18 protein-coding genes and 1 pseudogene are annotated in these 26,640 nt (G+C 70.4%); 5 read left to right on the forward strand and 14 right to left on the reverse strand.

Annotation, left to right across the window (positions count from 1 at the left end):
- The first annotated feature begins 30 nt into the window (after nucleotides 1-30).
- Both ABN273_RS10630 and ABN273_RS10635 read left to right on the forward strand, forming a co-directional pair.
- The gene (locus ABN273_RS10630; protein WP_349448512.1) at nucleotides 31-1,719 is read left to right on the forward strand and encodes an ABC transporter ATP-binding protein; all 1,689 of its coding nucleotides are present in this window, start codon (nucleotides 31-33) and stop codon (nucleotides 1,717-1,719) included.
- Nucleotides 1,720-2,129: 410 nt separating this feature from the next.
- The gene (locus ABN273_RS10635) at nucleotides 2,130-3,887 is read left to right on the forward strand and encodes an ABC transporter ATP-binding protein (protein ID WP_349448513.1); all 1,758 of its coding nucleotides are present in this window, start codon (nucleotides 2,130-2,132) and stop codon (nucleotides 3,885-3,887) included.
- Between the two features lie 267 nt (nucleotides 3,888-4,154).
- Here ABN273_RS10635 and ABN273_RS10640 read toward each other — a convergent pair whose 3' ends face one another.
- Entirely contained in the window at nucleotides 4,155-5,033 is an 879-nt protein-coding gene (locus ABN273_RS10640) for an MBL fold metallo-hydrolase (protein ID WP_349448514.1), read from the reverse strand.
- Between the two features lie 67 nt (nucleotides 5,034-5,100).
- On the opposite strand from ABN273_RS10640, the gene ABN273_RS10645 reads away from it, so the two are divergent.
- Nucleotides 5,101-5,550 carry a MarR family winged helix-turn-helix transcriptional regulator gene (locus ABN273_RS10645; protein WP_349448515.1) on the forward strand — a complete coding sequence of 150 codons (450 nt, stop codon included), beginning with the start codon at nucleotides 5,101-5,103 and terminating at the stop codon, nucleotides 5,548-5,550.
- 34 nt (nucleotides 5,551-5,584) lie between these two features.
- Here the strand turns inward: ABN273_RS10645 and ABN273_RS10650 are convergent, their stop codons facing one another.
- Complete coding sequence (locus ABN273_RS10650) at nucleotides 5,585-6,985, reverse strand: alpha/beta fold hydrolase (protein WP_349448516.1); 1,401 nt, start codon at nucleotides 6,983-6,985, stop codon at nucleotides 5,585-5,587.
- 392 nt (nucleotides 6,986-7,377) lie between these two features.
- Here ABN273_RS10650 and ABN273_RS59430 point away from each other — a divergent pair.
- Both ABN273_RS59430 and ABN273_RS10655 read left to right on the forward strand, forming a co-directional pair.
- A pseudogene (locus ABN273_RS59430) lies at nucleotides 7,378-7,617 on the forward strand (ABC transporter permease subunit); the annotation flags it as partial.
- 14 nt (nucleotides 7,618-7,631) lie between these two features.
- Complete coding sequence (locus tag ABN273_RS10655) at nucleotides 7,632-8,267, forward strand: hypothetical protein (protein WP_349448517.1); 636 nt, start codon at nucleotides 7,632-7,634, stop codon at nucleotides 8,265-8,267.
- 1 nt (nucleotide 8,268) lies between these two features.
- Here ABN273_RS10655 and ABN273_RS10660 read toward each other — a convergent pair whose 3' ends face one another.
- From ABN273_RS10660 to ABN273_RS10715, 12 genes are all read right to left on the reverse strand, one after another.
- A complete protein-coding gene (locus ABN273_RS10660; RefSeq protein ID WP_349448518.1) occupies nucleotides 8,269-10,332 on the reverse strand; it encodes a S9 family peptidase in 2,064 nt (687 codons plus the stop codon).
- Between the two features lie 99 nt (nucleotides 10,333-10,431).
- A complete protein-coding gene (locus ABN273_RS10665) occupies nucleotides 10,432-10,854 on the reverse strand; it encodes a hypothetical protein (protein ID WP_349448519.1) in 423 nt (140 codons plus the stop codon).
- A 593-nt stretch (nucleotides 10,855-11,447) separates the two neighbouring features.
- A complete protein-coding gene (locus ABN273_RS10670) occupies nucleotides 11,448-11,873 on the reverse strand; it encodes a hypothetical protein (protein ID WP_349448520.1) in 426 nt (141 codons plus the stop codon).
- A 233-nt stretch (nucleotides 11,874-12,106) separates the two neighbouring features.
- Nucleotides 12,107-12,601 carry a flavin reductase family protein gene (locus ABN273_RS10675; protein ID WP_349448521.1) on the reverse strand — a complete coding sequence of 165 codons (495 nt, stop codon included), beginning with the start codon at nucleotides 12,599-12,601 and terminating at the stop codon, nucleotides 12,107-12,109.
- An 18-nt stretch (nucleotides 12,602-12,619) separates the two neighbouring features.
- A complete protein-coding gene (locus tag ABN273_RS10680; protein WP_349448522.1) occupies nucleotides 12,620-13,036 on the reverse strand; it encodes a DUF6113 family protein in 417 nt (138 codons plus the stop codon).
- 11 nt (nucleotides 13,037-13,047) lie between these two features.
- Nucleotides 13,048-13,953, reverse strand: coding sequence for an N-acetyl-1-D-myo-inositol-2-amino-2-deoxy-alpha-D-glucopyranoside deacetylase (gene mshB, locus ABN273_RS10685; RefSeq protein ID WP_349448630.1), 906 nt, complete (start codon nucleotides 13,951-13,953; stop codon nucleotides 13,048-13,050).
- A gap of 1,276 nt (nucleotides 13,954-15,229) precedes the next feature.
- Nucleotides 15,230-17,716, reverse strand: coding sequence for a penicillin acylase family protein (locus ABN273_RS10690; protein WP_349448631.1), 2,487 nt, complete (start codon nucleotides 17,714-17,716; stop codon nucleotides 15,230-15,232).
- Between the two features lie 418 nt (nucleotides 17,717-18,134).
- Complete coding sequence (gene cysS / locus ABN273_RS10695; protein WP_349448523.1) at nucleotides 18,135-19,490, reverse strand: cysteine--tRNA ligase; 1,356 nt, start codon at nucleotides 19,488-19,490, stop codon at nucleotides 18,135-18,137.
- A gap of 69 nt (nucleotides 19,491-19,559) precedes the next feature.
- Nucleotides 19,560-21,335: a sigma factor-like helix-turn-helix DNA-binding protein gene (locus tag ABN273_RS10700; protein ID WP_349448524.1), complete on the reverse strand. Its 1,776-nt coding sequence runs from the start codon at nucleotides 21,333-21,335 to the stop codon at nucleotides 19,560-19,562.
- A 119-nt stretch (nucleotides 21,336-21,454) separates the two neighbouring features.
- Nucleotides 21,455-23,272 carry a UvrD-helicase domain-containing protein gene (locus tag ABN273_RS10705; protein WP_349448525.1) on the reverse strand — a complete coding sequence of 606 codons (1,818 nt, stop codon included), beginning with the start codon at nucleotides 23,270-23,272 and terminating at the stop codon, nucleotides 21,455-21,457.
- A 4-nt stretch (nucleotides 23,273-23,276) separates the two neighbouring features.
- Nucleotides 23,277-25,694, reverse strand: coding sequence for a hypothetical protein (locus ABN273_RS10710; protein ID WP_349448526.1), 2,418 nt, complete (start codon nucleotides 25,692-25,694; stop codon nucleotides 23,277-23,279).
- Between the two features lie 111 nt (nucleotides 25,695-25,805).
- On the reverse strand, nucleotides 25,806-26,582 hold the full coding sequence (locus ABN273_RS10715; protein WP_349448527.1) for a class I SAM-dependent methyltransferase: 777 nt from the start codon (nucleotides 26,580-26,582) through the stop codon (nucleotides 25,806-25,808).
- Between the last annotated feature and the right edge of the window lie 58 nt (nucleotides 26,583-26,640).

Here is a 26,640-nt window from a genome sequence, read left to right on the forward strand (position 1 = left end):
CGGGTGGCGCCTTGCCAACCTTGTCAGGCCATGCGCTCCCTTCCTGAAGCCGATCCCGGCGTGCCCGACATACGCAGCCCGCTCCGCTACCTGTGGTGGACCGCGCGGCGGCAGGGCGCGCCCCTTATCGCGGGCATCGGCTTCGCGACGCTGTGGTGGCTGGTGCAGGCGCTGATGCCGGCCGTGCTCGGGAAGGGGATCGAGGCGGTCACCGCCAAGGACACCGGGGCGCTGCTGCGCTGGGCGTCGATCCTGTTCGCGCTGGGGCTCCTGCAGGCGTTCACGGGGATCATGCGGCACCGGATGGCGGTCTACAACTGGCTGGCCGCCGCGTACCGCACCGTGCAGTTGACCGCTCGGCAGGCCGCCAGGCTGGGCGCCACGTTGCCGAAGCGGCTCTCGACCGGCGAGGTCGTCAGCGTCGGCAACTCCGACATCGCCCACATCGGCAGTTCCATGGACATCCTGCTGCGCGGCACCGGCTCCGTCGTGGCGATCGTCACCGTCACCGTGATCCTCATCTCGACCTCGCTGCCGCTGGGGCTGCTGGTCCTGTTCGGCGTGCCGCTGATGGCCGTCGCCGTCGGGCCGCTGCTCCGGCCCCTGCACAGGCGGCAGGCCAGGCAGCGCGAGCTGACCGGCGACCTGTCCACCAGGGCCGCCGACATCGTCGCCGGGCTCCGCGTGCTGCGCGGCATCGGCGGGGAGCAGGTCTTCGCCGAGCGCTACCGCGCCGGGTCCCAGCGGGTCCGGCAGGCCGGGGTACGCGTGGCCGGGGTCGAGTCGGTGCTCGAAGGCGCCCAGATCGTGCTGCCCGGCCTGCTCATCGCGCTCGTCACCGGCATCGGCGCCTCGTTCGCCGTCGCCGGGGAGATCCCCACGGGGCAGCTCGTCGCCTTCTACCTCTACGCCGTCTTCCTGATCGGGCCCATGCGCACGCTCACCGAGATGGCCGACAAGCTCACCAAGGGCCACGTGGCGGCCGGGCGCGTGATCCGGATCCTGTCCATCGAGCCCGAGATCACCGGCGGCACCGGGAGCAGCGCGGGCGGCGTGCTGCGCGACTCGTACAGCGGCGTCACCCTCCAGCCCGGCTGCCTCACGGCGATCGCCGCGAACGCGCCCGAGGACGCCATCGCCATCGCCGACCGGCTCGGCCGTTACGCCGACGGCGACGTCATGTTCGGGGCGGCCGAGCTGTCCACGCTGCCCATCGAGGAGGTCCGCTCCCGGATCCTGGTCGCCGACAACAGCGCCCGGCTCTTCTCCGGCCGCCTGCGCGACGAGCTGGACGTGCGCGGCGAGGCCTCCGACGAGGAGCTGCGCCAGGCCCTGCACGCGGCCTGCGCCGAGGACATCGTTGAGGCGCTGCCCGACGGCCTCTCTTCCATGGTTGCCGAGGGCGGGCGGGAGTTCTCAGGTGGGCAGCAGCAGCGGCTGCGCCTGGTCAGGGCGCTGCTGGCCGACCCGGAGGTGCTCATCCTGGTCGAGCCCACCAGCGCCGTCGACGCCCACAGCGAGGCCCGCATCGCCGAGCGCCTGGCCAAGGCCAGGGCCGGCAAGACCACCCTGGTCTGCACGACCAGCCCGCTGGTGCTCGACCGTACCGACCACGTCGTTTACGTGGAGGACGGGCGGGTGCTCGCGGAGGGCACGCACCGGCAGTTGCTGGACGACTCGCCGGAGTACGCCGCGACCGTGACCCGTGAAGAGGGCTGAGCCCATGCTGCGGACGTGTGGGCAGGGCCCGTTCGTGTTCCGGGCGTGTGGGCGGGGCCGGCTCGTGTCCCGGGCGTGTGGGCAGGGCCCGCTCGTGGCCGGCCCTCCTCGCCGGCCGCCCTCGTCGGCCTCTCTGGAAACATCCCGGCCCGCGGTGGGACCGTTCCGAACCCACGGGCACGGCTCGACCGCGCCGCCGCTGAGTTGTGGGTTCGGTCCCATGCGCTGCGTGGGCGTGTTTCTCGCGTCCGTGCGCTGCGTGGGTGTGTTTCTGCGGTGTGGGTGTGGCTGGAGCGGAGAGCAGGCGTGCCGGCGAGAGCGGGCGGCCGGCGGGGAGCGGGCGGCCGGCGGGGAGCGGGCGGCCGGCGGGGAGCCGGCTCGTCTGACATGCGGGGGAGAGGCGAGACCAGATGGCTCGTGAGATCTTGCCGGTCGCTGATCGGAAACAGGTGCGTGCCTACGCCAGGCGGCTGACGCTCCGCTACCCACGCCAGCTCGCGATCGCGCTCGCCCTCCACGGGCTGGCGGCCGTCGCGGGCTTGGTCGTGCCGTGGCAGCTCGGCGGGTTGGTGGAGGACGTCCAGTACGGGGTCAGGGTCAACATCGCCGTGGTGGCCGCCGCCATCGGCGGCTTCCTGCTGCTGCAGGGCGCGCTCGTGCGGTACGCGGTGCAGGCCTCGTCCAGGCTCGGTGAGAAGGTGCTGGCCGAGCTCCGGGAGGAGTTCGTGGACCGGGTGCTCGGGCTGCCGCTGTCCACGGTCGAGCGGGCCGGGTCCGGCGACCTGATCACGCGTACCTCCCGTGACGTGGACTCACTGTCCCGGACCGTACGGCACGCCGTGCCGGAGACGCTGATCGCCCTGGTCACCTTCCTGATCACGATCGGCGCGCTGCTGCTGGTCAGCCCTCTGCTCATGCTGCCGATGCTGATCGCCGGCCCGGTGATCTGGATCTCCACCCGGTGGTACCTGAAACGGGCACGGGACGGCTATCTCCGCGAGAACGCCGCCTATGCCGACATGACCGAAGGACTGGCCGAAACCGTCGAGGGCGCCCGGGCCGTGGAGGCGCTCGGGCTCCAGGCCCGCCGCCGATCGCGTACCGACACCGACATCAGCCGCTCCTTCGCGGCCGAGCGGTACACGCTCGGGCTCCGCACCGCGTGGTATCCCACCGTCGAACTGGGCTACGTGATCCCGGTGGTGGCCACGTTGCTGGTCGGCGGCCTGTTCTACACCAACGGGTGGGTGTCGCTCTCCCAGGTGGCCACCGCCACGCTCTACGCGCAGCAGTTGATCGACCCGCTGGACAGGTTCCTGAGCTGGATCGACGAGCTGCAGGTGGGCGGCGCGTCCATGGCCCGGCTGCTGGGCGTGTCCAACGTGCCCGACGACCGGGTGGCCGGCTCCTCGCGCCCCTCCGAGGAGTTGCTGGAGGCGGCTGATGTCCGTTACGCGTACCGCGAGGGCCGCGACGTGCTGCACGGCGTGTCCCTGACCGTTCAGCCCGGGGAACGGCTGGCCATGGTGGGGCCTTCCGGGGCAGGCAAATCCACGTTGGGGCGGCTGCTGGCGGGCATCCACGGTCCGCGTACCGGATCGGTGACCGTGGGCGGGGTGCCACTTGTGGACCTGCCGCTGGCCGAGCTCCGGGGCCACGTGGCGCTGGTCACGCAGGAGCACCACGTGTTCAAGGGCTCGTTGCGGGACAACCTGCTGATCGCCCGCCCGGACGCCGACGACGCGGCCGTGCGGAAGGCGCTTGAGGCGGTGGACGCGCTGGACTGGGTGCTCGCCCTGCCGTCGGGCCTGGAGACGGAGGTGGGCTCCGGCGGCCTGGCGGTGTCGCCCGCCCAGGCGCAGCAGCTCGCCCTCGCCCGCCTGGTGCTCGCCGACCCGCACACCCTGGTGCTGGACGAGGCCACCTCGCTCATCGACCCCCGCGCGGCCCGGCACCTGGAGCGGTCGCTGGCCGCCGTACTGGATGGGCGCACGGTGATCGCGATCGCCCACCGGCTCTACACGGCGCACGATGCCGATCGGGTGGCTGTTGTGGAGGATGGGCGGATCAGCGAGCTGGGATCGCACGAGGAACTGGTGGCGAAGGGCGGCTCGTACGCGGCCCTGTGGACCAGCTGGCACGGCACCCCGACAACCACCCCATCCTGAGGACGTCCACCCGTCTGGGGATGGCGGCACCACCTCGCCTGGGGACGGTCGCCTCGCATTGGGACTGTCACCCTTTCCTCTGGGACAGCCACCCTCCCTGGGACGGTCATCCCGCCCTGAGCGTCTGGTGCGCCGCCTCCCGACGTGCGCCCCTCCTGGGTGGGGAGCGGCGCACTGTGTCTCGACTGCTACCGGCTCGTGAGGTGGGTGGCGGACAGCATCCCGACGGCCCCCTGCTCCTGAGTGGGTGGCAGTCGGGGGCGGGGCTCAGGCCACGGGAACCCAGATGGGGCCGTCGGCGGTGTCGTCGACGCGGCCGAACACCACGTCGGCGAAGTGCCCGCCGAAGCCGATCGTGTCCGGTCGCATCAGCTCCTTGACCAGTCGGTGCCGGTGCACAGTGGACTCCGCCGAGTCCAGGTCTGGGGCGGCGGACCAGTCCGGGTGGCGGATCTGAGCCGAGGTGTGCAGGGCGTCGCCGAAAGCGATCAGCCGCCGGTCGCCGGACGTGATCATGTACGTGGTGTGCCCGGCCGTGTGCCCAGGCGTCAGCAGCACCCGGACCCCCGGAAAGATCTCCTCGCCCTCGCGCACAGTGCGTACGTGGGGCGCGAGCCCGGCCAGCATCTCGTTGGTCGTCCCCTGTTCGTTGCTCAGGTGGCGCTGGTCCCACTCGGGCTCGGCGAACAGATAGTCAGCCCCGGTGAACGCGGGCCGGTCGCTGCCGGGCGCGGGGTGCCAGGCCCAGCCGATGTGGTCGAGATGCAGATGGGTGAAGGCCACCGCCTCGATCTCCTCGGGCCGCCGGCCAAGCTTGGCGAGGTTGTCGAGCAGGTCGCCGCCGCCGATCGCGCCGATCCTCGGGTTGCCCGGGTCGTCGGGTTGGGACAGCGGTCCCACCCCGGCATCGATCAGCAGCGCTCTCTCGCCGTGCTCCACCAGCAGGCCACCAATGCTGGCCACCAAGTTGCCCGTGTCGTCGAGGTAGGCGGCGTTGTCCGACCAGTCCCGCTCTGTCGTGCCAGGCAACCATCCGTACGGCTTCAACCGCACCACGCCATCAGGCACGTAGGTGACCTTGAGATCGCCCAGCTCCAGCGAACGGATGGGGGACGGCCGACGCAAACGCTCTTCGTGAGTGCTCATGCTTCGGAAACTTACAACTAGAACTATTCAAGCTGCAAATGTGCACACTTGAGGTATCCTTCTAGCTATGACCCGGCCCCAGCCCACCAGCACTGCCGCCGCCGACAGTGAGGCCCTTGCCGCCGCCGAGCGGAACCTGTGCGGGCTCGTCAACGCTCTGGCCAGGCAGATCGAGGGCCACATCAGGGAGCGGGCCGGCGCGCTGAACCTGACCGCCGCCCAAGCAGTGGCGCTACGCGAGCTCACCGGCCCGCTGACCATGCGTGACCTGGCCGACCGCATGGGGTGCGAGCCGTCGAACGCCACGTTCGTCGTCGACCGGCTGGAGGAGCAGGGCATCGTCGAACGGCGCCCTCACCCGAGCGACCGCCGGGCCAAACAGCTCGTACTGACCGCCGAAGGCATCGCCCTGCGTGGACGCCTGCTGGAGCTGCTCAGCGAGGATTCCCCGTTGGCCAAGTTCACGCCGCAGGAGCAGGCCGCCCTGAACGATCTGATCCTCCGGGCGCTGCAGTAAACGCTCTGATCAGTTCACTCGAGTCCGCGGCAAGTCAGCACTCCGTCTTGGCGGATGGGAGGGTGCGGTCGGTGAAGTAGCGGTTGATGCTGTCGCGGGCGCAGGCATTGAACCCGTACAGCGTGTGGCCTGGCCCGTCGTGGCGGATGGTGGCGCTGCCCGGCACCTGGGACAGGACACGTTCTACCGCGTCCGACTCGCCCCATGCGCCTGCTCCCAGCATCGGCGGCAGGCCCTTGGGGAGAGGGGCGGGTGGGTTGGTGACGGGCTGGGGCCAGCCGATGCAGCCCAGAGTGGCCGAGGCCATCGTGTTGGCGGTGCCGGTGTTGGGGGCCAGGCGGAGCAGGCGTTTCGTGGTGGCGGACATTTCGGCGCGGTTGGCGAAGCGTGGCCAGTCGGTGCATTCCGTGACACCCGTGGCCTGGTCGGGGTAGCGGGCACCCCGCTCCGGCACGAAGTCGGAGGCGTCACCCTTGGCGGCCTTGCGGATCGCCTGGGCCAGCTTGGGCCAGGCCGTGGCGCCCTGGCGGGCCAGCGCCAGGGCGAAGCTCTGCAGGTCGCGGGCCTTGTAGGCGACATTGGCGGTCTTGGTGGGGATGGGCGTGCGATCGGCTCGGGCGATCAGCGTGCGCCAGAGCCCGGGCACGTCCGCGCAGTCGTTAGTGGCGCACCAGGTGAAGAAGCGCCGCAGGAACTGCTCGTTGGACTTGGCCATCTCCTCCAGCTCGTGCCCCCAGTCGGCGGCGCTGTGGTTCCAGGTGCCGTCAAGGACCATCGTGCGGACCCGGCTGGGGAAGAGACGGGCGTACGCCTGGCCGTAGAAGCCCGCGTAGGAGGCGCCGTAGTAGTTGAGACGCTCCTCACCCAGGGCCTTTCTGATCGCCTCCATGTCTCTGGCCTGGTCCGCCGAGCTCATGTTGGCGAACAGCTCGCGGTCCTTGAGGCGACAGGCCTCGGCGTAGCCGCGGTTGGTGTCGGACAGGCGGCCGAAGTCGGCGTCGTCTCGGGGGGCGTCAGGGATGGGGATGCGGGTCCACGCGCACGGCAGGCCCGTGCTGAGGCCGCTGAACTGCTCGCCGTAGCCGCGGGTGTCCCACGTGACGATGTCCATGCGTTCGCGGAGCTTGGCCCACCAGCCGGGGCTGGACTGGGTGATCGCGATGCCGGGGCCGCCCGGGCCGCCGTAGGCCACCAGGACCGAGCCTTCCGACTTGCCGGTGGCCTTCAGTCGGCCCAGCTTGAGGGTGATCTTGCGGCCGTCGGGTTTCTGCCAGTCGACCGGGACCTGGAGGTCGGTGCACTCCATGCCGATCTTGTCGTTGGGACAGGCCTGCCACTCTTGCGGTCCGCCGGCGGCCGCCGTGGTCGCCAGGGCGTGCGGGCCCGTCCCGAGCAGGGCCCCGAGCGTCAGGGTGATGGTGAGGGGCTTGAGCATGGCGTTCACGATGCCGGAGCGGGAGCCGGGATCGCGTCGGACCAGGGTTTGGTTTTCGGAGGTGCGCAGTCAGACCTGGGGTTGTCAGACCGCTTCTGCGGAGCTGAGGTTGTGTCAGACCGCTTCTGGGGAGCTGGGGTTGTGTCAGACCGCTTCTGGGGAGCTGGGGTTGTGTCAGACCGCCTCTGCAGACCTGGGGTTGTGTCAGACCGCCTCTGCAGACCTGGGGGTTGTCGGGCCGCCTCGGCCTGCCCCGCACGCGCGGGAAGGTGAACCGGCGGGCCGAATGGGTCTTGCGATGGTGAGATGGCGTTGTCAACATCAACAGCGTGAGCAAATGGCAGTGGGCCTGGGAAGGCGTCCTCGGGTTAGTCACGGTGCTGGGCGTGGTGATGGTCCTGCTGACCGCACCTGACGGGCACCTGCTGAACATCCTTGCGCTGTCGGCGCCGTCCGGCCTGGTCGCCGTGGGGCTGTCCCTGTCACTGCGCACCGGCACGCCCAATCTCGCCGTGGGATCCGTGTCCGCGCTGTCCGGTGCTCTCATCGCCTCCCTCGTGACCGTCACCCGGCTGCCGTTGATCGTCGGACTGCTGCTCGTGCTCCTGCTCGCCGGGATCGCAGGACTGGTCATGGGGCGTTCACGGTGCTGCTGTCGGCGCCGTCCTGGGCGGTCACGGTCGCCGCGGCAGCGGTGTGCGACGCGCTGCTGTTCGCCGTCACCCAGGGTAGGACGGTCATCCTGGCCGACCCGCTGGTGGTTCCGCCCGTGGTGGGGTTCGTGGCATTCGCCGTCGTTTCGGTGGCGGGCGGACTGGTGTGGAAGTGGCGAGATCTTCGCCAGTGGCTGAGCAAGGAGTGGGTGGGCCCGCTGGCCGGGCTGGCCGGATCATGCGTGCTCGCCGCTTTGGGCGGGTTTCTGTTGCTGCTGCGACTGGGGGCGGCACAGCCGGGCTCTCAGGGGTTGTCGGCCGTCGTGTTCGCACTCGCCGCCGTCGTCCTGGCGGGCACGAGTCTGAGCGGCGAGCGCGGCTCACCGGCGCCCACCGGCGTGCCCGGCGCCATCGGACCCCGCGAGCGTGGTGCCGATGGGCTCGGCGCCATCGCGTACGGTGACCGTGGCGCCATCGGCGGCACGGTGTTCGCCGTGGTCATCCTGGGCATCATTCAGGGTCAGCTCGCCCTGCTGGGTGCCCCGTTCAACCTCACCATGATCGTCATGGGCGGCGTCGTGATCTCCGGCCTGACCGTGTCCCGGGCACTCGACGCCCTGCGGACATAGCTCAGCCCAGCGACTTCTTCAAGAAGTCCACCTGCAGCAGCAGCAGGTTCTCCGCCACGACCTCCTGCGGCGTCATGTGCGTCACCCCGGACAGCGGGAGCACGCTGTGCTGCCGGCCGGCCGCCAGCAGGGCGGACGACAGGCGCAGCGTATGGGCGGCCACCACGTTGTCGTCGGCCAGGCCGTGGATCAGCAGCAGCGGGCGTTCGAGCTTGCCGGCGTCCGCGAACAGCGAGGACTTCTCGTACACCTCGGGTTGCTCGTCCGGATGGCCCAGGTATCGCTCGGTGTAGCACGTGTCGTACAGCCGCCAGTCCGTCACCGGCGCCCCCGCCACCGCCGCGTGAAACACGTCGGGCCGCCGCAGCACCGCCAGCGCGGCCAGGAACCCGCCGAACGACCAGCCGCGAATGGCCACCCTCGTCAGGTCGAGGTCGTCGGGGTACTGCTCGGCCACGCCCTGCAGGGCGTCGATCTGGTCCTCGAGCGCGGGGGTCGCCAGGTCGTTGAGCACGGTCCGCTCGAACTCGGGACCCCGTCCAGGAGTGCCGCGCCCGTCGGCCACGATGACGGCGAACCCCTGCTCGGCGAACCACTGGCTCTCCAGGAACGCGCCGCGCCGGTTGAGGACGCGCTGCGCGTGCGGACCGCCGTACGGATCCATCAGGACCGGCAGCTTCCGCGAGCCCTGCTCGTGCCACGAGGGCAGCAGCACGGCGGTGGCCAGCTCGCGACGGCCGGAACGGCCGAGCGAGACCCGCAGGTCGAGGCCGGGACGCTCGGCGAACGACGGGATCGGCACCGCCATGCCGTCACGCCGCACCACCGTGGTCGACACACCCTCGGCATCGAGGCTCTGCTCGCTCAGCACGCCCACGCCGCCCGCCATCCGCCCCGAGAACACCCCGGAACGGGTCGAGACCGGCAGCAGCGAATGCCCGTCCCAGGTCCACAGATGGATCTCGGTCGGATCGCCGCTCGCGCTGAACAGCACGCTGTCGTGATCGACGTCGAGCACCGCCCGCACCTGCAGCGTGGGCGGCGTGACCGCGCGGTCGCCCACGAACAGCCGGTTGCCGCCCTCGGAGCTCGCCACCCACACCAGCGAACCGTCGTCGAGGTGCGCGGGCGCGCCGGTGACGACGTCGACCCAGGCGGAATCGGTGTCCTCGCGGACCAGCGTGGACGCGCCGGTCGCCGGATCGACCGCGAACAGCCGCATCGTGCGCTGGTCGCGGGTCATGGTCACGATCGACAGCGCGTGGGGGTCCCAGGCCGCCGTCGTGAGGTATTCCTCCTCGTACGGCACCGCGACCCGCGACCCGTCGAGCCCCAGCACGAACAGCTCGGTGGCGGCGTTGGGCGTGCCGGCGGCCGGATAGCGCTGCGCCGTGGCCGGTCGGTCGGGGTTGGCCGGGTCGGCGATGTGCCAGACCCGGACCGGGGCCTCGTCGGCGCGTTCGACCAGCAGCGCGTCGCTCGACGGCGCCCACCAGTAGCCGCGCATCCTGTCCATCTCCTCGGCGGCGATGAACTCGGCCAGCCCGTACGTCACCGTCTCCGACTCCGGCGTGGCCAGGGCGCGGTCCTCGCCCGTGACGAGGTCCTGGACGTGCAGGGCCCCGTCCGTGACGTATGCGACATGTCGCCCGTCAGGCGACAGGCGGGGGTCGATGACCGCGCCCGGGGTGTCCAGCCGCCGTGCCTGGCCGCTCGCCAGCTCGACGACGTAGAGACCGCCGGACAGGGCGAAGCAGGCCCGCGTCACGTTCTTGTCGGTGGCGTACGCGACCACGCCCCCCGCCGCCTCCCGGCTGCGCTCGCGCCTGGCCCGCTCCTCGGGCGGCAGATCCTCCTCGTCGCCGTGGAGCGCCCGCGGGTCCACCACCAGACGCTCGACGTGGGTGTCGGTGTCGAGCTCCCACAGGCAGGTCACCGGATCGGTGCCCGATTGCGTGCGCAGGAAGACCACCCGGCCGCCGTCGGGGGAGATCGTGAAGCCCCTGGGCACCCCGAGGGTGAACCGGCGGGTCCTGGCAGACAGGCGCGGGAAGCTCTCGCTCATGGCCCCAATCCTGCCATCGGGAAGTCACTGCTTCACGCGGGTCGGCCATGAGCGGAACGCCGCGCCAGTTGCGGCCGGGCGCCGTTCCGGGGGCGTTGCTTATGACGTGCCCTTCGGCCGTCGCCACCACAGCGGGGCACGGGGGTAGCCGCCGTCCTCCAGGTTGGCCAGCCGCTCGAAGACGTTGTACGAAGCCTGGTTGCCGCAGACGAGCACCGATACGAGCATCGACAGCAGGTAGAGGGGGAGCATGGGGAGACCGACGCACCAGGCCCACTGGGTGGCGTGGCGGTCCTCGTGGAGGATGAGGCGGTCGTCCAGCGCGTTCCGCTTCGTCACGACGACGTTGCCCACGGTGAACGCTCCCGCGATGGGGAAGCGGTAGCGGTAGCCGAAAGCCAGGATGAGCCCATTGGGGCCAGATTGCCTGGTCGCGCCACCGATGAATGAGACCAGCAAACCGAGCGGAGTGGCGAGATTGATGTAGTTCGCCGCACGGCGGAACCGGAAGCGCGTCTCCATGCGTCTCAACCTTGACCAATCTTGACAAGTCGGAATAATGGCCCCCGTCCTGAAATCTCCTACAAGAGCAGGATTATGAGATTCTCCATCCTGGGCGCGCTGCTCGGCACCGTCGCACTGGCAGGAGCCGGCGGAATCGCGATTACCCAGACGTCAGCGTCCGATCCCCTACGATCCACTGACAACCGACTAGGCGCTCTAGGCGCGGGGGTGGCGTTAACCACCGTCCCGACCCCGAGTGCGACCCCAACGGAGACCCCCACAGCCGGGGATTACACCGCCACGACGAAGGTCGTCAAGAGCCGAGGCGTTTCCTATCTGAATGTATCCATCACGGATGCGGAAGCCGCCCTCTTCTCGGTCAAGCAGAAAGTGTGCAAGGGCAGGTCGTGCAAGACGGCCAGCGTCGACATCCCGGTCACCGAGGGCTCGGGAGAGTCCAGGAAGAGACTCGGCTGGGGCACGTACAAGAAACGCGGCAAGCCGGCCATCAGCGTGACGCCCCTTCCGACGGTCACGGTCACCGAGCCTGGCCCGACGGTCACGGTCACCGAACCCGGCCCGACGGTCACGGAGACAGTGACGTTCACCTGTCAGCCGAGTACCGAGCCGACGCAAACCCTCACGCCGACGGATGTCCCGACTGACACGGCGACGCCGACCACCACGGACTCCGCGCCTGCCACGACGAGCCCGCCGGTGACCGACACCCCGGCGCCGACTCCGACTGACACCGCGACTCCGACTGACACAGCGACCGAAACTCCCACGGAAACGCCGACCGAAACTCCGACCGAAACGCCGACTGAGACTCCGACCACGACACCGACCGACGTTCCCACCGACACTGCGACGCCGACGGTGAGCTCCACGGAGATCCCCACCTGTGCGCCGCCGGTGGAGGAGTCACCGACGGAGATCCCCACGGAGACTCCGACGAACACGGCGACGCCGAGCGACACCAGCGTCCCGTCTGAGACCCCGACGACCACGCCGTCGGAATCGGCCAGCACTCCCACCCAGTAACGTCACGGGATTGCGACCAACGAGCGGGCCAGGCCAAGCGCCTGGCCCGACTCATGTCCGGACCGCACCCATTTGTACGGCCGCTTGGTCGGCCCGCCCCATGCACTGGCCGCACGCATCCGTACGACCGCCCGGCCCGGCACCTGCCCGGACCGCGCCCATCCGTACGACCACTTGACCCGGCACGAGACTTACGCGCAGACCAGGCCCATCCGCACCGGGCGGCCTAGAGGGATTTGTACCGCCCGTCGTGATACAGCAGTGGCGCCCCGTCCGAGGGCGTGTCCAGCGCCATCACCCCGCCCACCACGATCGAGTGATCCCCTCCATCGTGTACGGCCGTCGTTGTGCACTCGATGGTGGCGATGGCCCCGTCGAACAACGCGACCCCCGACTCCCCCCGATGATGCGACCACCGCGCGAGCTGCCCGTTCAGCGGCCTTCCCCGGTGGGCGAAGAAGCGCGAGGCGTCCTCCATGGACGCGGGCAGCACGGACACCCCCCACACCCCCGCCTCCATCACCGCGTCGTGAAAGCGGGCCACCTTCTCCGCGCAGAACAGCACAAGGAGCGGGTCGAGGGAGACGGAGGTGAACGAATTAACCGTCATCGCATGATCGAGGTCGCCCACCCTGGTCGTGACGATCGCGACTCCGGTGGCGAAGCGGCCGACTACCTTGCGGTACGTTGCGGGGTCCGCGGGCCGCTCGATCGAATGCACAAACGCTACTTTATGCCTCTACATAGAGTTCTTCTGAGGGTACCCATGCAAGAGCCACGATCCACCCTTTGACGTGGGCGAAAGCAAATAGGCAGCCACAACGGCCACCAATCCTCCGTACAGGTACACATAACCGGGCGCGCCGTTCGCGATCACGAGGTCACCCGCGCCCAGCTTGAGCGCGAACGGCATCGTCACCAACAGCCATCCGAGCGCCGTCGCGAAGGTCCCGAGCCTGGCCCGCATCAGCTTGCCCGCCCCAAGGCAGACCGCCAGCAAGGCCAGCACCCACGCGATCGCGGAAAGGGGAAAGGCCCCCGCCTGCCACACCGGATGCGTGAAGCCGCCCACGACGCCCATGACGACACCGAGCACGAACAGCATGCCGTACGCCGCCCCACCCAGGGCCGACTCGGCCTGGCTGCGATGTTCCATGTCGCACGAGGTTAGTCGATGCCCGCGAAGAGATCGTTCTCGCGGTTGTGCGGCTCACCGAGCCCGCCCGCCTCGACGGGGGGACCGGGCACCGGAGGGCCGGGCACGCCGAAGGCCAGCGTGTAGTGCTCGACCCCCAGGACCTCCTGGCCGATGTTGTTGGACAGCGCGAACCACGGGTCGTCCACGCTGATCTGCGTGACGTGCGCCCGCATGGCCTCCATCTTGTTGCCGATCCACGGGCGGGCGTCGATCTCGGTGGTGATGTCGGCGTCGGCGGTGCCGAACGGCATGTCGTCCACCTCCTCGATGAGGAAGTCGACGTCGGCCTCGCGCAGCCCCTCCGCCGTGCGCAGCATGACGGATCGGGCAAGGGCCGTGTGGTAGAACTTGGCGATCTGCCACGGCTCGCCCTCGCCGAAGTCCGGGTTCGCGGCCAGCTCGAACGCTCTGCGCGAAACCCGATGGGCCTGGATGTGGTCGGGATGCCCGTAGAAGCCGTTTTCGTCGTACGTGACGAGCACCTGAGGCCGTACCTCTCGGATGACCTTGACCAGCTCCCCGGCCGCCTCGTCGAGGTCGGCGCGCCAGAACGCCTTCGGGTGGTCGTTGGACGCCACCGCCATCATCCCGGAGTCGCGCCAGCGCCCGGGCGCGCCCAGGAAGCGGTGGTCCTCGACGCCGAGCGCCTGGCAGGCGGCGGCGAGCTCACCGATCCGGTACGGCCCGAGCGCGTCGTCCTGGTCGGCGGCCAGATGGGCGAGGTCCTTGGGGATGATCTCGCCTTCCTCGCCGAGCGTGCAGGTCACTAGCGTGACGTGGGCGCCCTCGGCGACGTATTTGGCCATGGTCGCGCCGGTGCCGATCGACTCATCGTCCGGATGGGCGTGCACGAGGAGAAGGCGTCGATCAGTCACAAGGCAAGAGGGTAACAGTGACTCCTCCGCTCGCTTGGAGGGAGCGGCTTCTCGCCAGCCCGCAGCTTCGCCCAGGCCCGCCCTGCCCTTCAGTGTGCCCGGTCCTGGCGGTGCCTTCAGCGTGCCCAGGGCGAGGGCGGCGATGCCAAGGCCCGAGACGGCGGCGGCGCACAGGATGGACGCGGTGGACGGCGTGACGACGGTGATGCCCGCTAGGGCCAGCGCGGAGACGGCCACGGCCACGGTCACGTAGAGCCAGGTGGCCAGGCGTACCCAGCGGAGACGGGCGGCCTCAGGGAGCAAGGTGCGGGACAGGAGCCAGGACAGGGCCGGAAGGAGCAGGACGCCGTGCATGAACACGGCGTGGGCGGGCTTCAGCGTGGTGGCCACCGTGTACGCGAGCTGCTGGTTGCCCGTCACCACCTCGATGACCCCACGGGCGATCATGACGGCGCCGAAAGCCATGGCGGCGAGCAGGGTGGCGAAGCCCGCTCGTACGGCCAGGCGCGTGCTCGGCGGCACGTCAGGATTAGGGCGGAACGCGGCGATTATCATGGTGATCGCGATGGCGATGAGGACGCCGCCGCCTGCTGCCAGGGTCCTCGCGACGGTGGTGTCGAAGGCGGTCTCCATGTTGAAGTGCGATGGGACGCCCCGCCATGCCTGAACGGTGATCAGGGCCACCTCTAATGTGGACGCCCCCGCGAAGGCGCCCAGCAGCAGCGGGCGGGCGCGGAGCCGTACGAACTGGGAGACCCACGTCAGGGTCAGGACGCTCAGCCCGAACGACACGCCGAACGTGAACGGCTTGCGCCACGACACCGCGCCTTCCCACAGCCCGCCGTCCACGACGAAGACGCCCAGGTGAACGAGGCCCGCGAGCACCAGCAGGACTCCGATGAGATACCAGAGGCGATTCATGGCGCCATGGTGGCAGGAGGGTGAGGGCCGGCGCGTCGGCTCAGGGTTTGGATCGTGTCTACAACCCTGGTCGTACGGTCAGGGGCGTGCGGCGCCGGACCCACGTCGTCCGTCCCGGGCGACGGTCGGACCTGGATGGGGGCACGTTCGTACGTTCCGGAATGCCTCCGGGTCGTGCCGATTGTGCATTTCTAGGGGGTGCGTTCGGCTTCGGCAGGTTATGCGTACCGGGGTGATCGGATCGGGTCGGTTGTGCGTTCTGAGGTGCGTTCGGGCCCGGCCGGTCATGCGTTCTGGGCGCATTCAGGCCGGGCCGATTGCACGTTCCGGGATGTGTCCGGGCCCAGGGGCTCGGTCAGGGGGTCAGCTTGAGGGTGTGGACAGCCGCCTTCTTGACCGACTCAGGCTTCGAGTGCATCGGCAGCAGTTCGCCCCTCGCCCAGGCCGACGTCTGGTCCCAGTAGTTGTCGTGGAAGGCGTGCCCCGACGCGCCCGTCAGGTTGATCCACTGGGACTTGTCCAGGTCCGACAGATCGACGATCATGCGCATCGACGGCACGGCGGTGATCTCGTACCCCCTCTGAACGTTCCAACCTGTGGCGTTGACGGCGTCCTTGCTCCCCGCCACTGCCAGCGGTCCCCGGTTGAACATCGCCTCCACCGGCCCTATCCCCGATGTCCCGAGCGAGCCGTGGACCAGCTCCAACTGGTGCAGATCCCCCCAGCGCCAGGACTTGACCTCCGGTCCGAGCCGGTCGGACAGCTCCTGGTACGCCGAGGCCAGCGCCTGGCGGAGGATGTCGTCGCGAGTCTCCTTGCGGTTCTTCGTGGTCACGTCATCCCAGAAGGGGTCGTCCGGAAGGTCGAGCAGGCGCCCGACGACGTCATACCAGCGGTCCCCTCCGGCGGGTCTGGCACCCTCCGGCAGTTCGTCGTTGAACGTCAGCAGGAGCACCTGGCGCCATACGGCGTTGAAGTATGCGGCGGGGGTGGAGTCGAGACCCTGCGTGCGGTCCCACGTTTTCAGCAGTTGCCTGGCCTCGCCGCTCGGGCCCGCGAGATCGACCTGCATCAGGGCCGGGACCAGCGTGTCCGCGAAGCCGTTGTACGTGTCCTGCTGGATCGCCGACATGGTCGCCGCGTCGACCGGGCCCTTCTTGAAGGCTTCCTTGATGCGGCCGCGAATGCGCTGGGAGCGGTAGCCGTGCGCCCAGTCCTTGGTCAGCAGGGGTTTGTAGCGCTTCGGGTCGATGACGGCGTTGTTCGCCGTGACGATGAACCCGTCCGCCGGGTCCTCCACCGAAGGTAACTGGTCGTACGGGATGGGGGCCGTCTTCCAGTCGTACTCGCCCGTCCATCCCGGGACCGGCCAGGTGCCGTCGCCCATCTCCCGTACGGGGATGCGCCCCGGAGCCTGGTAGCCGATCTTGCCCGTGGTGTCGGCGTAAATCAGGTTCTGGGAGGGCACGTCGAACAGCGACGCCGCGGCCTTGAACTCCTCCCAGTCGCCCGCCTTGTTCAGTGCGAAGACGGCGTCGGCCGTCTTCCCCGGTGTCAGCGCCGTCCACTGCAGCGCCACCGCGTTGGCGTCGCCGCTGGGCCGGGCGTCGGCCATCACCTCGTTGATCAACGGGCCGTGCCGGGTGCTCTTGACGGTGATCGTGACCGGGGCGCCGCCCGCCACCTTGATCTGCTCCTGCCTGGTCTCCAGCTTCACCTGCTGGCCCTTGTACAGGTACGTGTCGCCCTGAACCTTCTCCAGGAACAGATCCGCCACGTCGGGCCCCAGGTTGGTGAAGCCCCACGCGATCTTGTCCGTGTGTCCGATGATCACGCCGGGAACGCCCGAGAAAGTGAACCCGGTCACGTCGTACGCGCACTCCTCTGTGATCTTCCTGCAGTGCAGCCCGGCCTGGTACCAGACGGAGGGCATCTGCGGAGACAGGTGCGGGTCGTTGGCCAGCAGCGGCTTGCCGCTCGCGGTGTACTCGCCGGAGATCACCCAGGAGTTGGATCCGATGCCCTCGCGTTCCTCGGCGCCCATCGTGCTCGGCACGGCGTCCAGGGTCCTGGCGGCCTGGGAAAGTGCTCGGGGGGCGCGGACCCGCGGCTCGGCGCGCTGGTTGAAGCGGCCCTGGTCGACGGTGCCCTGGGTGACGATCGGGGAGTGGCGGTCGTAGGGGTAGTCGGGGTAGAGCTGCTCGACCCGCTCCCTGGGCAGCTTGGTCAGCGCCAGCGCGCGGTCGATCTCGTCCTCCATGTTGGAGCGCAGGTCCCACGCCATGGCCTTCAACCAGGACACCGAGTCGGCCGCGGTCCACTTCTCCGGCTGGTACCCACCGTTCTGGATCTTCAGGATGGAGTATTCGAGGCTGCGGTCGGAGGCGTTCGGGTTGGCGCTCAGCCAGGCGTTCACGCCCTTCGCGTACGCGTTCAGGTAGTCCTGGGTCTGCTGGGACAGCTCGGGCAGCTCCTGCTCGGCGACCCTGCGCCAGCCCATGGTCCTGATGGCCTTGTCGTTGTCGACCGTGGCCTTGCCGAAGAGCTCCGAGAGGCGGCCTGAGGTCAGGTGGCGGCGGAAGTCCATCTCGAAGAAGCGGTCCTGGGCGTGGACGAATCCTTGTGCCATGAACAGGTCCGCGGCGGTGTCGGCGTAGATGTGCGGGATTCCTGATTTATCCCGATAAATCTCCACATTCCCTTGCAGGCCCGGCAGCCGCAGCGACCCGTCCACCTGCGGGAACGACCTCCGCACCGTGTAGACGAGGACTCCTGCCAGCACCAGGACCAGTGTGACAAGAACGGTCAACACCCGAGTGAACCACCGCAACGGTCGCGGCATCCACGCATAGGGCCTCACCGACACCTCCATCTCTGCCGAACTGGCACTAAGTCTGTCAGTCCGGGATCACTCCTCCGGACGACTTCACAACCCCCGCTGAAGGACTTTTGGCGCGCTGGTTACGGTCGAGAACGATCACCTCACCCATCGCACCCGTCTTGCGGCGCGGGGTGGGGGGGTGGGGTGGGGATGCGGGCCGGGACTGTTCGCGGGCGCCGGGTGGCTCGCGCTCCGGGCACGAGGAGGCGTGCTGGGGTGCGATGAGGGCTCGCCGGCCGGACGCTGTGGGCGTTGCGCCGGGCTGCGCCGTCCCGCGTCTCACCGACCCGGCGCAGGGCGTGCGTCGCCGGTGTGCCTCACAGCGAGGCGGGCGTCGCAGGGCGAGGCGTCCGTCGCTGTGTCGTCAAGCGGGCGGGTGTCAGGACCAGGTTTGGCCGTCGGGGGTGTCCGAGACGCGGACCCCCATCTCCGCCAGCAAGTCCCGCAGCCGGTCCGACTCACCCCAGTCGCCGGCCTCCCGCGCCCGGCCGCGCGCCTCCAGCAGCTCGCCGGCCCTCGGAGGTAGCACCCGCGCCTTGCCGATCTCCGTGGAAAGGTCCAGCCCCAGCACCTGGTCCACATGCAGGAACGTCTCGAACTTGGCGCCGGGCGCCACCGACGCGTCACGCTCAAGCTCCCGGAGGATCCGCAGGGCCGACGGCGTGTCCAGGTCGTCGTCGAAGGCCGACTCGACCCGCCGCACGTACTCGGCGGCCATCGGCGCGCTGGGCGACTCCGACCAGTCGGCGACCCGCGCCCGCCACCTCCGCACCGTACGGTCCGCGGCCCGCAACGTGTCCCACGTCAGGTTCATCTGCTGCCGGTACCGATGTTCGATGAACGCCATCCGCACCGCGAGCGGGTCGAGACCGGCCGAGACCACATCCGACAGCAGCACCACGTTCCCCGTGGACTTCGCCATCTTGCGCCCGTCGAACAGCAGGTGCTCCCCGTGCACCCAGTGCTGGACGACCTCGTGCCCGGCCGCCGAGTTGGACTGGGCGCGTTCGTCCTCATGGTGCGGGAAACGCAGGTCGATCCCGCCGACGTGGACGTCGAAACGCGAGCCGAGAAAATGCAGGGACATGGCCGAGCACTCGACGTGCCATCCGGGAAAGCCGCGACCCCATGGCGAGTCCCACGTCAGTTCCCCGGAGAACGGCTTCCACAGCGCCCAGTCGGCGTGGAAACGCTTGCGGGGGTCCACGGCGTCGATGCGGTGGGCGGGCTTAAGTGAATCCAGGCGATTTCCGGAAATATCGCCGTAAGTCGGGAAAGTTCGTACGTCGAAGAACACCGACCCGTCCGGCACCACGTACGCGTGCCCCCGCTCGATCAGCTTGGCGATCAGCTCGAGCATCAGGTCGACGGTCTCGGTCGCCCGCGGCATGTGCTCCGGCGGGCGGATGTTGAGCGCCGCGGTGTCGTCCCTGAAGGCGTCCTCGTAGAAACGGGCCAGCTCGCGCACCGAGCGCTCCTCGGCCCGCGCCTGCTCCAGGACCTTGTCGGCGCCCGAGTCGGTCAGGTGGCCGACGTCGGTGATGTTCTGGCAGGCCAGCACGCGTACCCGCCGCCGCTCGAGGACCCGCCTGATCAGGTCGGACAGCAGGTACGTACGGAGGTTGCCCACGTGCGCGTGGCGGTAGACCGTCGGACCGCACGTGTACATGCGCAACGCCCGCCCCGCGGCGATCTCCTCGACCTGCCTGGCGCGAGTGTCGTAGATCCGGAGCATCCTCCGAGCTTAACCGCCCAGGAAGAGCTGGACCGCCGACGAAGAGCTGACCTGTCCAGGCAGAAGAGCTCAACTGCCCAGGAAGCCGAGGATGTCCCGGTCGCCGCGCTCGCGCAGCCTGCTGAGCACCTCCTCGCGCGTCGCCGTGTCGGGCATCCCGATCCTCGCCCCGATCAGCCGCAGCCCCTCCATCTCCGAGCTGATGGGAGCGGTGTAGCCGATGAGGTAGAGAGCCCGGTTCACCGGCGGCATCCCGACCGGCGCGGCAGGCAGGTAGCGGGTCAGCAACTCGCCGCCGTCCGACACGGTCATGAACACGTGGTCGCCGTCGCTCGCCTTGAAGTCGGCCAGCACGTTGCGGATCGACCCCATGGTCGGCTGGTTGTGCCAGCTGATCACCACGTCGCCGGACGGTGTCGAGGCGGTGAGCTGCCCGCCGGGCGCCATCCCCAGGTACGCCGCGAAGCCGGTGGGCAGCGGCGAACCGGACCCGCGCAGGTGTTCGGCGTTGACGTCCACCCGGTGCCACCAGCGGCCGTCGCGGGAGCGGAAGCTGCGCCGCGTCTCCGACACGTCCTTACGCGGCTGGTACGGCTCCGCCTCCCCGCCCGGCGAAGTGCCCGCCACCCTGATCCAGCCCCGCTGGGTGCGCTCGAACCCGGGACCGCCCGAGTACGCCCGCACCGAGCTCTCGCTGACGTCGTACTTCGAGGTCAGGTTCGTCACGATCGTGCTCACCGAGGCCTCGCCGCCGGCCCGCTCGATCTCCCTGACGATCATCTCCCTGATCCCCAGGTACTCGTCGCCGCCCCACCGCGTCAGGCCGTACTTGTTCCTGTCGACCCGGCGGAAGCGCTCGTCGGCGGTGAGCTGGTTGCGGATGCCGACCAGGCTGTAGTCCTCGCCGATGCGCTCCTGGATCTCCTCGGGAGACAGCGGCGTGCCCGCCACCGCCAGCACCGCCTCGGCCTTCTCGTTGATGCTGCGCGGCCACGGCACCACGTGCTGGCCGAGCACGCGCAGCTGCGGCACGGCCAGGATCCACCGCTCGGCCACGTCCTCGCGCACGCCGAGCTGGGCGACCATGGCCACCGCCTCGCCGAGCGGCCGCGGCCCGTCGGCGAACAGCTGCCGCGTCTTCTCCCTCAGCTCGTCCGCGCCGCCCGCCACGAGCCATCCGTCGGCCTGCTCGTAGCCGGTCAGCAGCGTACGCACGAACCGCCACGCCGGGATCCCCAGAGAGCGCAGCTCGGCACGGTGCCACGGCACGGCGACCTGGAGATCGTCGGCCGGGACCGCGGACCCGAGCCGCCCGCGCAGCCAGGTGACGTGTGCCATCAGGGCGGCGGCCTCCGGCTTGTTGAGCCAGGCGTCCACGTGATCGCGCAGGTCGCGCTCGATCTGCCTGATTCGCTCCCGCGTCACCGAGAAGCGCTGCGCCAGTTCGTCGAGAGTGGCCCGCTGCGCCGCGTAGAGCCGGTCGCGGGCGATGGCCCGCTGCCGGTCGTCAAGCGCGCCGAAGAGGTCGTCGATCAACTCGGGCAGCGGCCTGTCCGGCCTGGACGGCGCGGGCACCGCCTCGGGCGCGGGCTCGAGCAGCCGCTCGAACACGCCGGTGAAGAGCTTCTGCACGACGTCCTTGCCGAGCATCTCCGGCGTCCGCTCGGACTCGGCGGGGTCGGAGAAGCGCAGCAACGGAAGGACGTCGCCGATCATCAGATGACCCCAGCAGGCCACGGCGAGGTCGGCCAGGTGGCCGGCCACGGTCTGCGTCCCGACGATGGCGCACGCGCGATCGAGAGGGATCGCCTGCCACCAGGCCTCGGGCAGCTGTGGCTCCTCCACGATCGGCGCGATTTGACCAGGGGGGGTCCATCGCAGGGGTGGCGCGAGGTCGCTCAGGCTGAGGTTCATTGAGGTCCAACCGGCAATGGGAAGATATATCCGCAGTTCAGACTATGTGATTAGAGTGACAAAAACGGGCTGCCTCTTCCGGAATGGGAGATATAGAGCATCGCCCGCGCACGCGTGCAGGCGACGAATAGTATGCTCCGTTCACGCTGCAGGGCACGAGCCCGCGCGTCAGGCTCTTCCGGCGGCGGCTCGGGCACCACGCCCTCCGCCACGCCGATGAGCGCCACCCGCTCGAACTCCAGCCCCTTGAGATGCTGGAACGTCGACGCCTGCACGTCCAGTCCGCCCAGCACCTGCCTGGCCTGCCGGACCAGCCGCGAGTTGCGTGCGCCCACGGCGATCTCACTCGGCGGCACGCCGTCCGCCAGCCACGACTCGACCGTGCTGCGCAGCCCGGCCAGCTCCGACTCCGGCGTGTCGTACGCCCTGAGGATCGGGCGCTCGCCGTAGCGCGTCGCGCGCAAGCCGTACATATCGGTCATGCCCTTGACCAGGCCGCTGGCCGGGCCGCCGCGCATCCGCATCGCGAACGACAGCAGTTCCTGGGGCATCCGGTAGGAGAGCCTGAGCGTGTGCTGCACGGCGGGGATGCCCACCGCGCCGAGCGTCACCCGCGTGTCGGTGACCCGCTGGTGCGGATCGCCGACCATGAACAGGTCATCGGGCGCCCGCGGCACAGCCGCGCGCAGCAGCCGCCACTGCGCCGGGCTGACGTCCTGCGCCTCGTCCACGACGATGTGACGGTACGGCTTGCGCCCGGGATCCACGTCGTCGAGCAGATCGCCCGTCGCCAGGGAGAGCAGCCTGAGCGCTTCGTCCGTCAGCTGGGCCAGCGTGCGCGCCCCGGGGCCGACGAGCGCCGGGCGACGGCCCTCCGCGTCGGCCACGATGCGCAGGGCCAGGCGTTCGGCGTTGTCCACTTCGATCCGCTTGCGGATGACCTCGTCCTCGATCAGCAGGTCCAGCTTCGCCGACAGGTCCTCGGCCAGCCCCTGAGTGAACGTCACCAGCAGCACAGGGCCCGACCCGTGCGCGGCCAGCCGGGCGGCCCGCTGCAGGGCGACGACCGTCTTGCCGGTGCCCGCCCCGCCCACGACCAGCACCGGGTGCTCGTACCGGCCGGCCCTGGCCAGCCGGTGCTGCGGCGGCTGCAGGAACGTGCACCATTCGGGGGCGTCGAGCGCCCGGTCCAGCTCCACCTTGTCGGTGACGAACACCGCCCTGTCGGGGCTGCGCCGCAGTGCCGCGTGCAGGTCCTCGGGGTCGATCGGGCCGGGCTCCTCGTCGGTCGCGCGCCAGGCGTCGAGCTCACGCCACGCCTCGGAGAGCGTGCCGCCCCTGGCGAGCACGGCGAGCGGGCCGTGCTGGGTGGGCGGGAGGAGCGGTTCGAGCGCGGCCACGTCGGCCTCGGTCGTGATCAGCCGGAACAGCGGCAGCGCGTGCCCGTCCAGGCCGAGTCCCAGCAGGTCGCCGTCGCAGATCGGGTCGAACAGCCCGGGGGACCTGGCCGACCTGCGTAACGCCGGCTCGACGCGTTCGAGTGCCTCGGCGTCCCACTCCTCGACGACGCCGATCACCGGGTTGACGCCGTACCTGTGGCGGCGCGCGTACGACCAGGCGTCGGGGTCGGGCAGCACCGTACGCAGCCAGTACACGTCCCGCTGCCGCACCACCACCCCGCGGTGCCCCCCGGCGAGCCGCAGGGTCGCGACCCGCGGGTCCTGGCCGCCCCTGACCCGCTCGGGGTGCGGGGCGCCGGCCACGTTCAGCAGGAACCGGCGCAGCGCGACCACGGCGTCCCTGCGCACCGGCTGGGCCAGTGCGCTGAGCTCCCTGAGAAACTCAGGGCCGATCGCGAGCCGCGGCACCGGCTCAGTCCAGGAGTTCGAGCAGATCGCGGTCCCCGCGTTCGCGGAGCCTGGCGAGCAGGTCGGGGAGTGCGACCGGTCCGGTCATGCCGATCCTCGTGGCGATCACCCTGGCCGCCTGATCTCGGGTGCCTCCCGGAGCCGTGTAGCCGACCAGGCGTAGCGCCTTGGTGATCTTCTCGGCGCCCTGCGCGGCGACCGGGAGGTGCCTGGCCCTGAGCACGCCCTCGTCCGACAGCGTCAGGAACAGGTGGCCGCCCTCGCGCGCGCCCACGTCCACCAGGAGGCGTTCGATGGACTCGAGCACCGGTCTGCCGTGCCACGCCATGGTCAGCTCGCCGGCTGCGCTCTTGACCGTCCTGCTCTCGCCGGGCGAGAGGCCCAGGTACGACGCGAACCCCGTCGGCAGCGCGCACTCGCCCCCGGCCAGTTGCTCGGCGGTCACGTCGATGCGCAGCCACCACCGGCCGTCGGGCTGCCTGAAGCAGCGCCTGGTCTGGGAGACGTCCTTGAGCGGCTGGTGCGGCTCGTGCTCGCCCGAGTCGCCGTTGGCCTCCTCCGGCGCGGGGGCGGCCGGGGCGAACGCCTGGAACTGCGGCGGGCCCGGGGGCGGGGACTCCGTCTGGACCTGGCCGAACGCCGACTGCGGCTGGAGCTGGGGCTGCGGCTCGCGCTGGGGCGCGAGCGTGGCCAGCACGAACTGCCAGGCGGGGACCTCCAGGGCGCGGATCTCCACGTTGTGCCAGTCGGCCGCGCCGATGAGCTGCTCCTTGCGGACGGCCGGGCCCAGGGTCCTGCGCAGCTCGTCCAGATGCGCCCGGTACGGGGCCGCCTCTTCGCTCGCCAGCCAGTGGTCGAGGCGGGTGCGGAACTCGTCCTCGGTCGCGGAGATCTCGGCCGGAGGGACGGCGAAGAGCTTGGCCAGCTGGTCCACGGCGGAGGGCTCGTCGGTGAAGACCCGGTTCTGCGCGACGGCCCAGCTCTTGTCGTCGAGCCCGGCGAACGAGGCCTCGATGAGCTCCGGCAACCCCGGCTCCTGCGCGACCGGCTCCTGCGCCGGGGCCGGCTCCGGCACCGAGGCGAGCTCTTGGGCTGCGGCGGGGTCCTGGGCTGCGGCGGGGTCCTGCGCTGGCGCGGGCTCTTGGGCTTCTGCGGGGTCCTGGGCTGAGGCGGGCTCTTGGGCTGCGGCGGGCTCCGGCTCCGGAGCCATCGCCTGGGCGGGCTCCGGCTGGGGGGCCGGTGCCTCGGAGGGCTCCGCTTCCTCGGCCGCGCTCTCGGCCTCCAGGGCCGACGCCTCCTCGGCCGCCGGCTCGGGGGCGGGCTCCTCGGCGGCGTCGAGCACGGGCTCGCGTCCTTCGTCGGAGACCGGCTCGGCGTCGGCGTCCAGCACCGACTCGGCAACCGCCGGCTCGCCTTCGTGATGTGCGGCGGCCTCTTCGCGATGTGCGGCGGCCTCGTGCGGCTCGGCGGCCACGGGCTCGCCCTCGCCGGTCTCAGACGCGCCCTCGTGGGACGCCGCGCCCTCATCGTGCACGGGCCGCTCCGCCTCGACGGCGTGCTCGACCCTGTCGGGCTCCGGGGCCGCGGCGGGCTCCGGGGCCGCGTCCGCGTGCCGGGGCTCGGCGGGCTCTGGGCTGTCGGCGGCGTGCTGTGCCGCCTTTTCGGCCGCGCTCGCCACGGGCTCGGGGTCGTCGATGACGGAACCGGCGGGGGAGAAGTGGGCGGCGGGTTCGGGGTCGTCGATGACCGACCCTGCGGCGGCAAACCGGACCACGGGGTCGGGCTCCTCCACCGGCTCAGGCGCGGACTCGGCCGCGACCGGCTCAGGGGCCGCCTCGTGGGCCGCGATCGGCTCAGGTGCCGCCTCCTGGGCCACGGCCGCGGGCTCCGCCTCGTCGGCGCTCTGCTCGCGCTCTTCGGCGGCGTGCGACGGCTTCACGGCCGTACGCGGCTCGGCGGCGTGCGCGGGCTCGTGCGTGCCGGTGTGCGACGCCTGGGCCGTGGGCTCGGCCACCTGCGGGTGCGCGAGACGTCCCAGGACCGCCGAGAACAGCGTGTTCAGCACCGGCCGCGCCTGGATGAACGGCTGGTCCACCAGCTCCCTGCCGGTCAGCGTCAGCAGCCCGGCCCACGATCCGGCCCGATCGAGGGCGATCGCGACGGCGGGCTCGTCGGCCTCGTCAGGGTCGAGCACGTACAGCGCAGGCAGTACGTCGCCCACCGCGGCAGCGGGCCAGTGCTCCAGGGCGATCTCCGTCAGCAGCTCGCCCAACGCCTCGGGGCCGATCGCCGTGAGGACGTGCGGCATGGGCAGGCTGCGCCACCACGCGTCCGGCAGATCCGGCTGCCCCGTGAGCAGCGTGATCGTCGAGGCGTCGCTCCACCTCAACGGTGGTACGAGGTCGCTCAGGCAGAAGTTCATCCCGTTCCGTTCACCAGCCCCTCACGCCGCCGCAGCGGTGCAGCCATAATCTCGCCGCCTCGGAAAAGACCATAGTCCGGCAAAACAGCCCTACGCATCATGTACAACGCATCAACGCCGAACAGCGGCAAAGCGCAGGCGCACGTAGTCGGCCATCCAGCCAGTCTCCCTGCGGAGCGCGGGCGCGGCCAACTCGTTCACGCGATGGAGCAGGGGCTCCACGATCTCCGGCGGGAGCCCTTCGAGCACCGACGCGGCGAACATCCGCACCCAGTCGGCGGCCCCTCCGGGGCACTCGTCGAGCGGGGTCGGCCGGTCGAAGTATTCCAGCAACCGCACCACGAACCCCTCCTGCTCGAGGCGCCGGGCGTACTCGGCGGGGGTGGGGAAGTACCAGGGCAGGTCTGGTTCGCGCAGGCCGTACTCGCGCCAGGCCGTCAGCATCGCGGCGGTCAGCTCGGCGCAGTTGCCCGCCCCGCCCAGCTCGGCGACGAAGCGCCCGCCGGGCGTCAGCGCCTCGCGCACGCTGGCGATCACCGCGCTGGGGTCGCGGCTCATCCAGTGCAGCGCCGCGTTCGAGAAGACCGCGTCGTACGGGTCCACCACGGTGAAGTCGTGCCCGTCGCCGACGGCGAACGTGATCCCCGGATACTGCGCGATGGCCTTCTCGATCATCGCGCGCGAGCCGTCGATGCCCAGCACGTCCGCGCCCCTGAAGGCGATCTGCGCGGTGAGCACGCCCGTGCCGCAGCCGAGGTCGAGCACGCGCTCTCCGGGCCGCGGATCCAGCAGATCGACCAGCGGCGCGCCCTGCGTCGAGACGTAGCCGAAGCTGCTGTCGTAGGCGCGACTGTTCCACCGCTCCAAGCTCGGTGTGTCATATCGCAAGACGATCAGCTCACATTCGATCAGACAACGGGCCCCCTGGCCGTGCTGTCTGCTCACT

The organism is Nonomuraea sp. B19D2 (assembly GCF_040137845.1).
In the GTDB taxonomy this organism is placed as follows: Bacteria; Actinomycetota; Actinomycetes; order Streptosporangiales; family Streptosporangiaceae; genus Nonomuraea.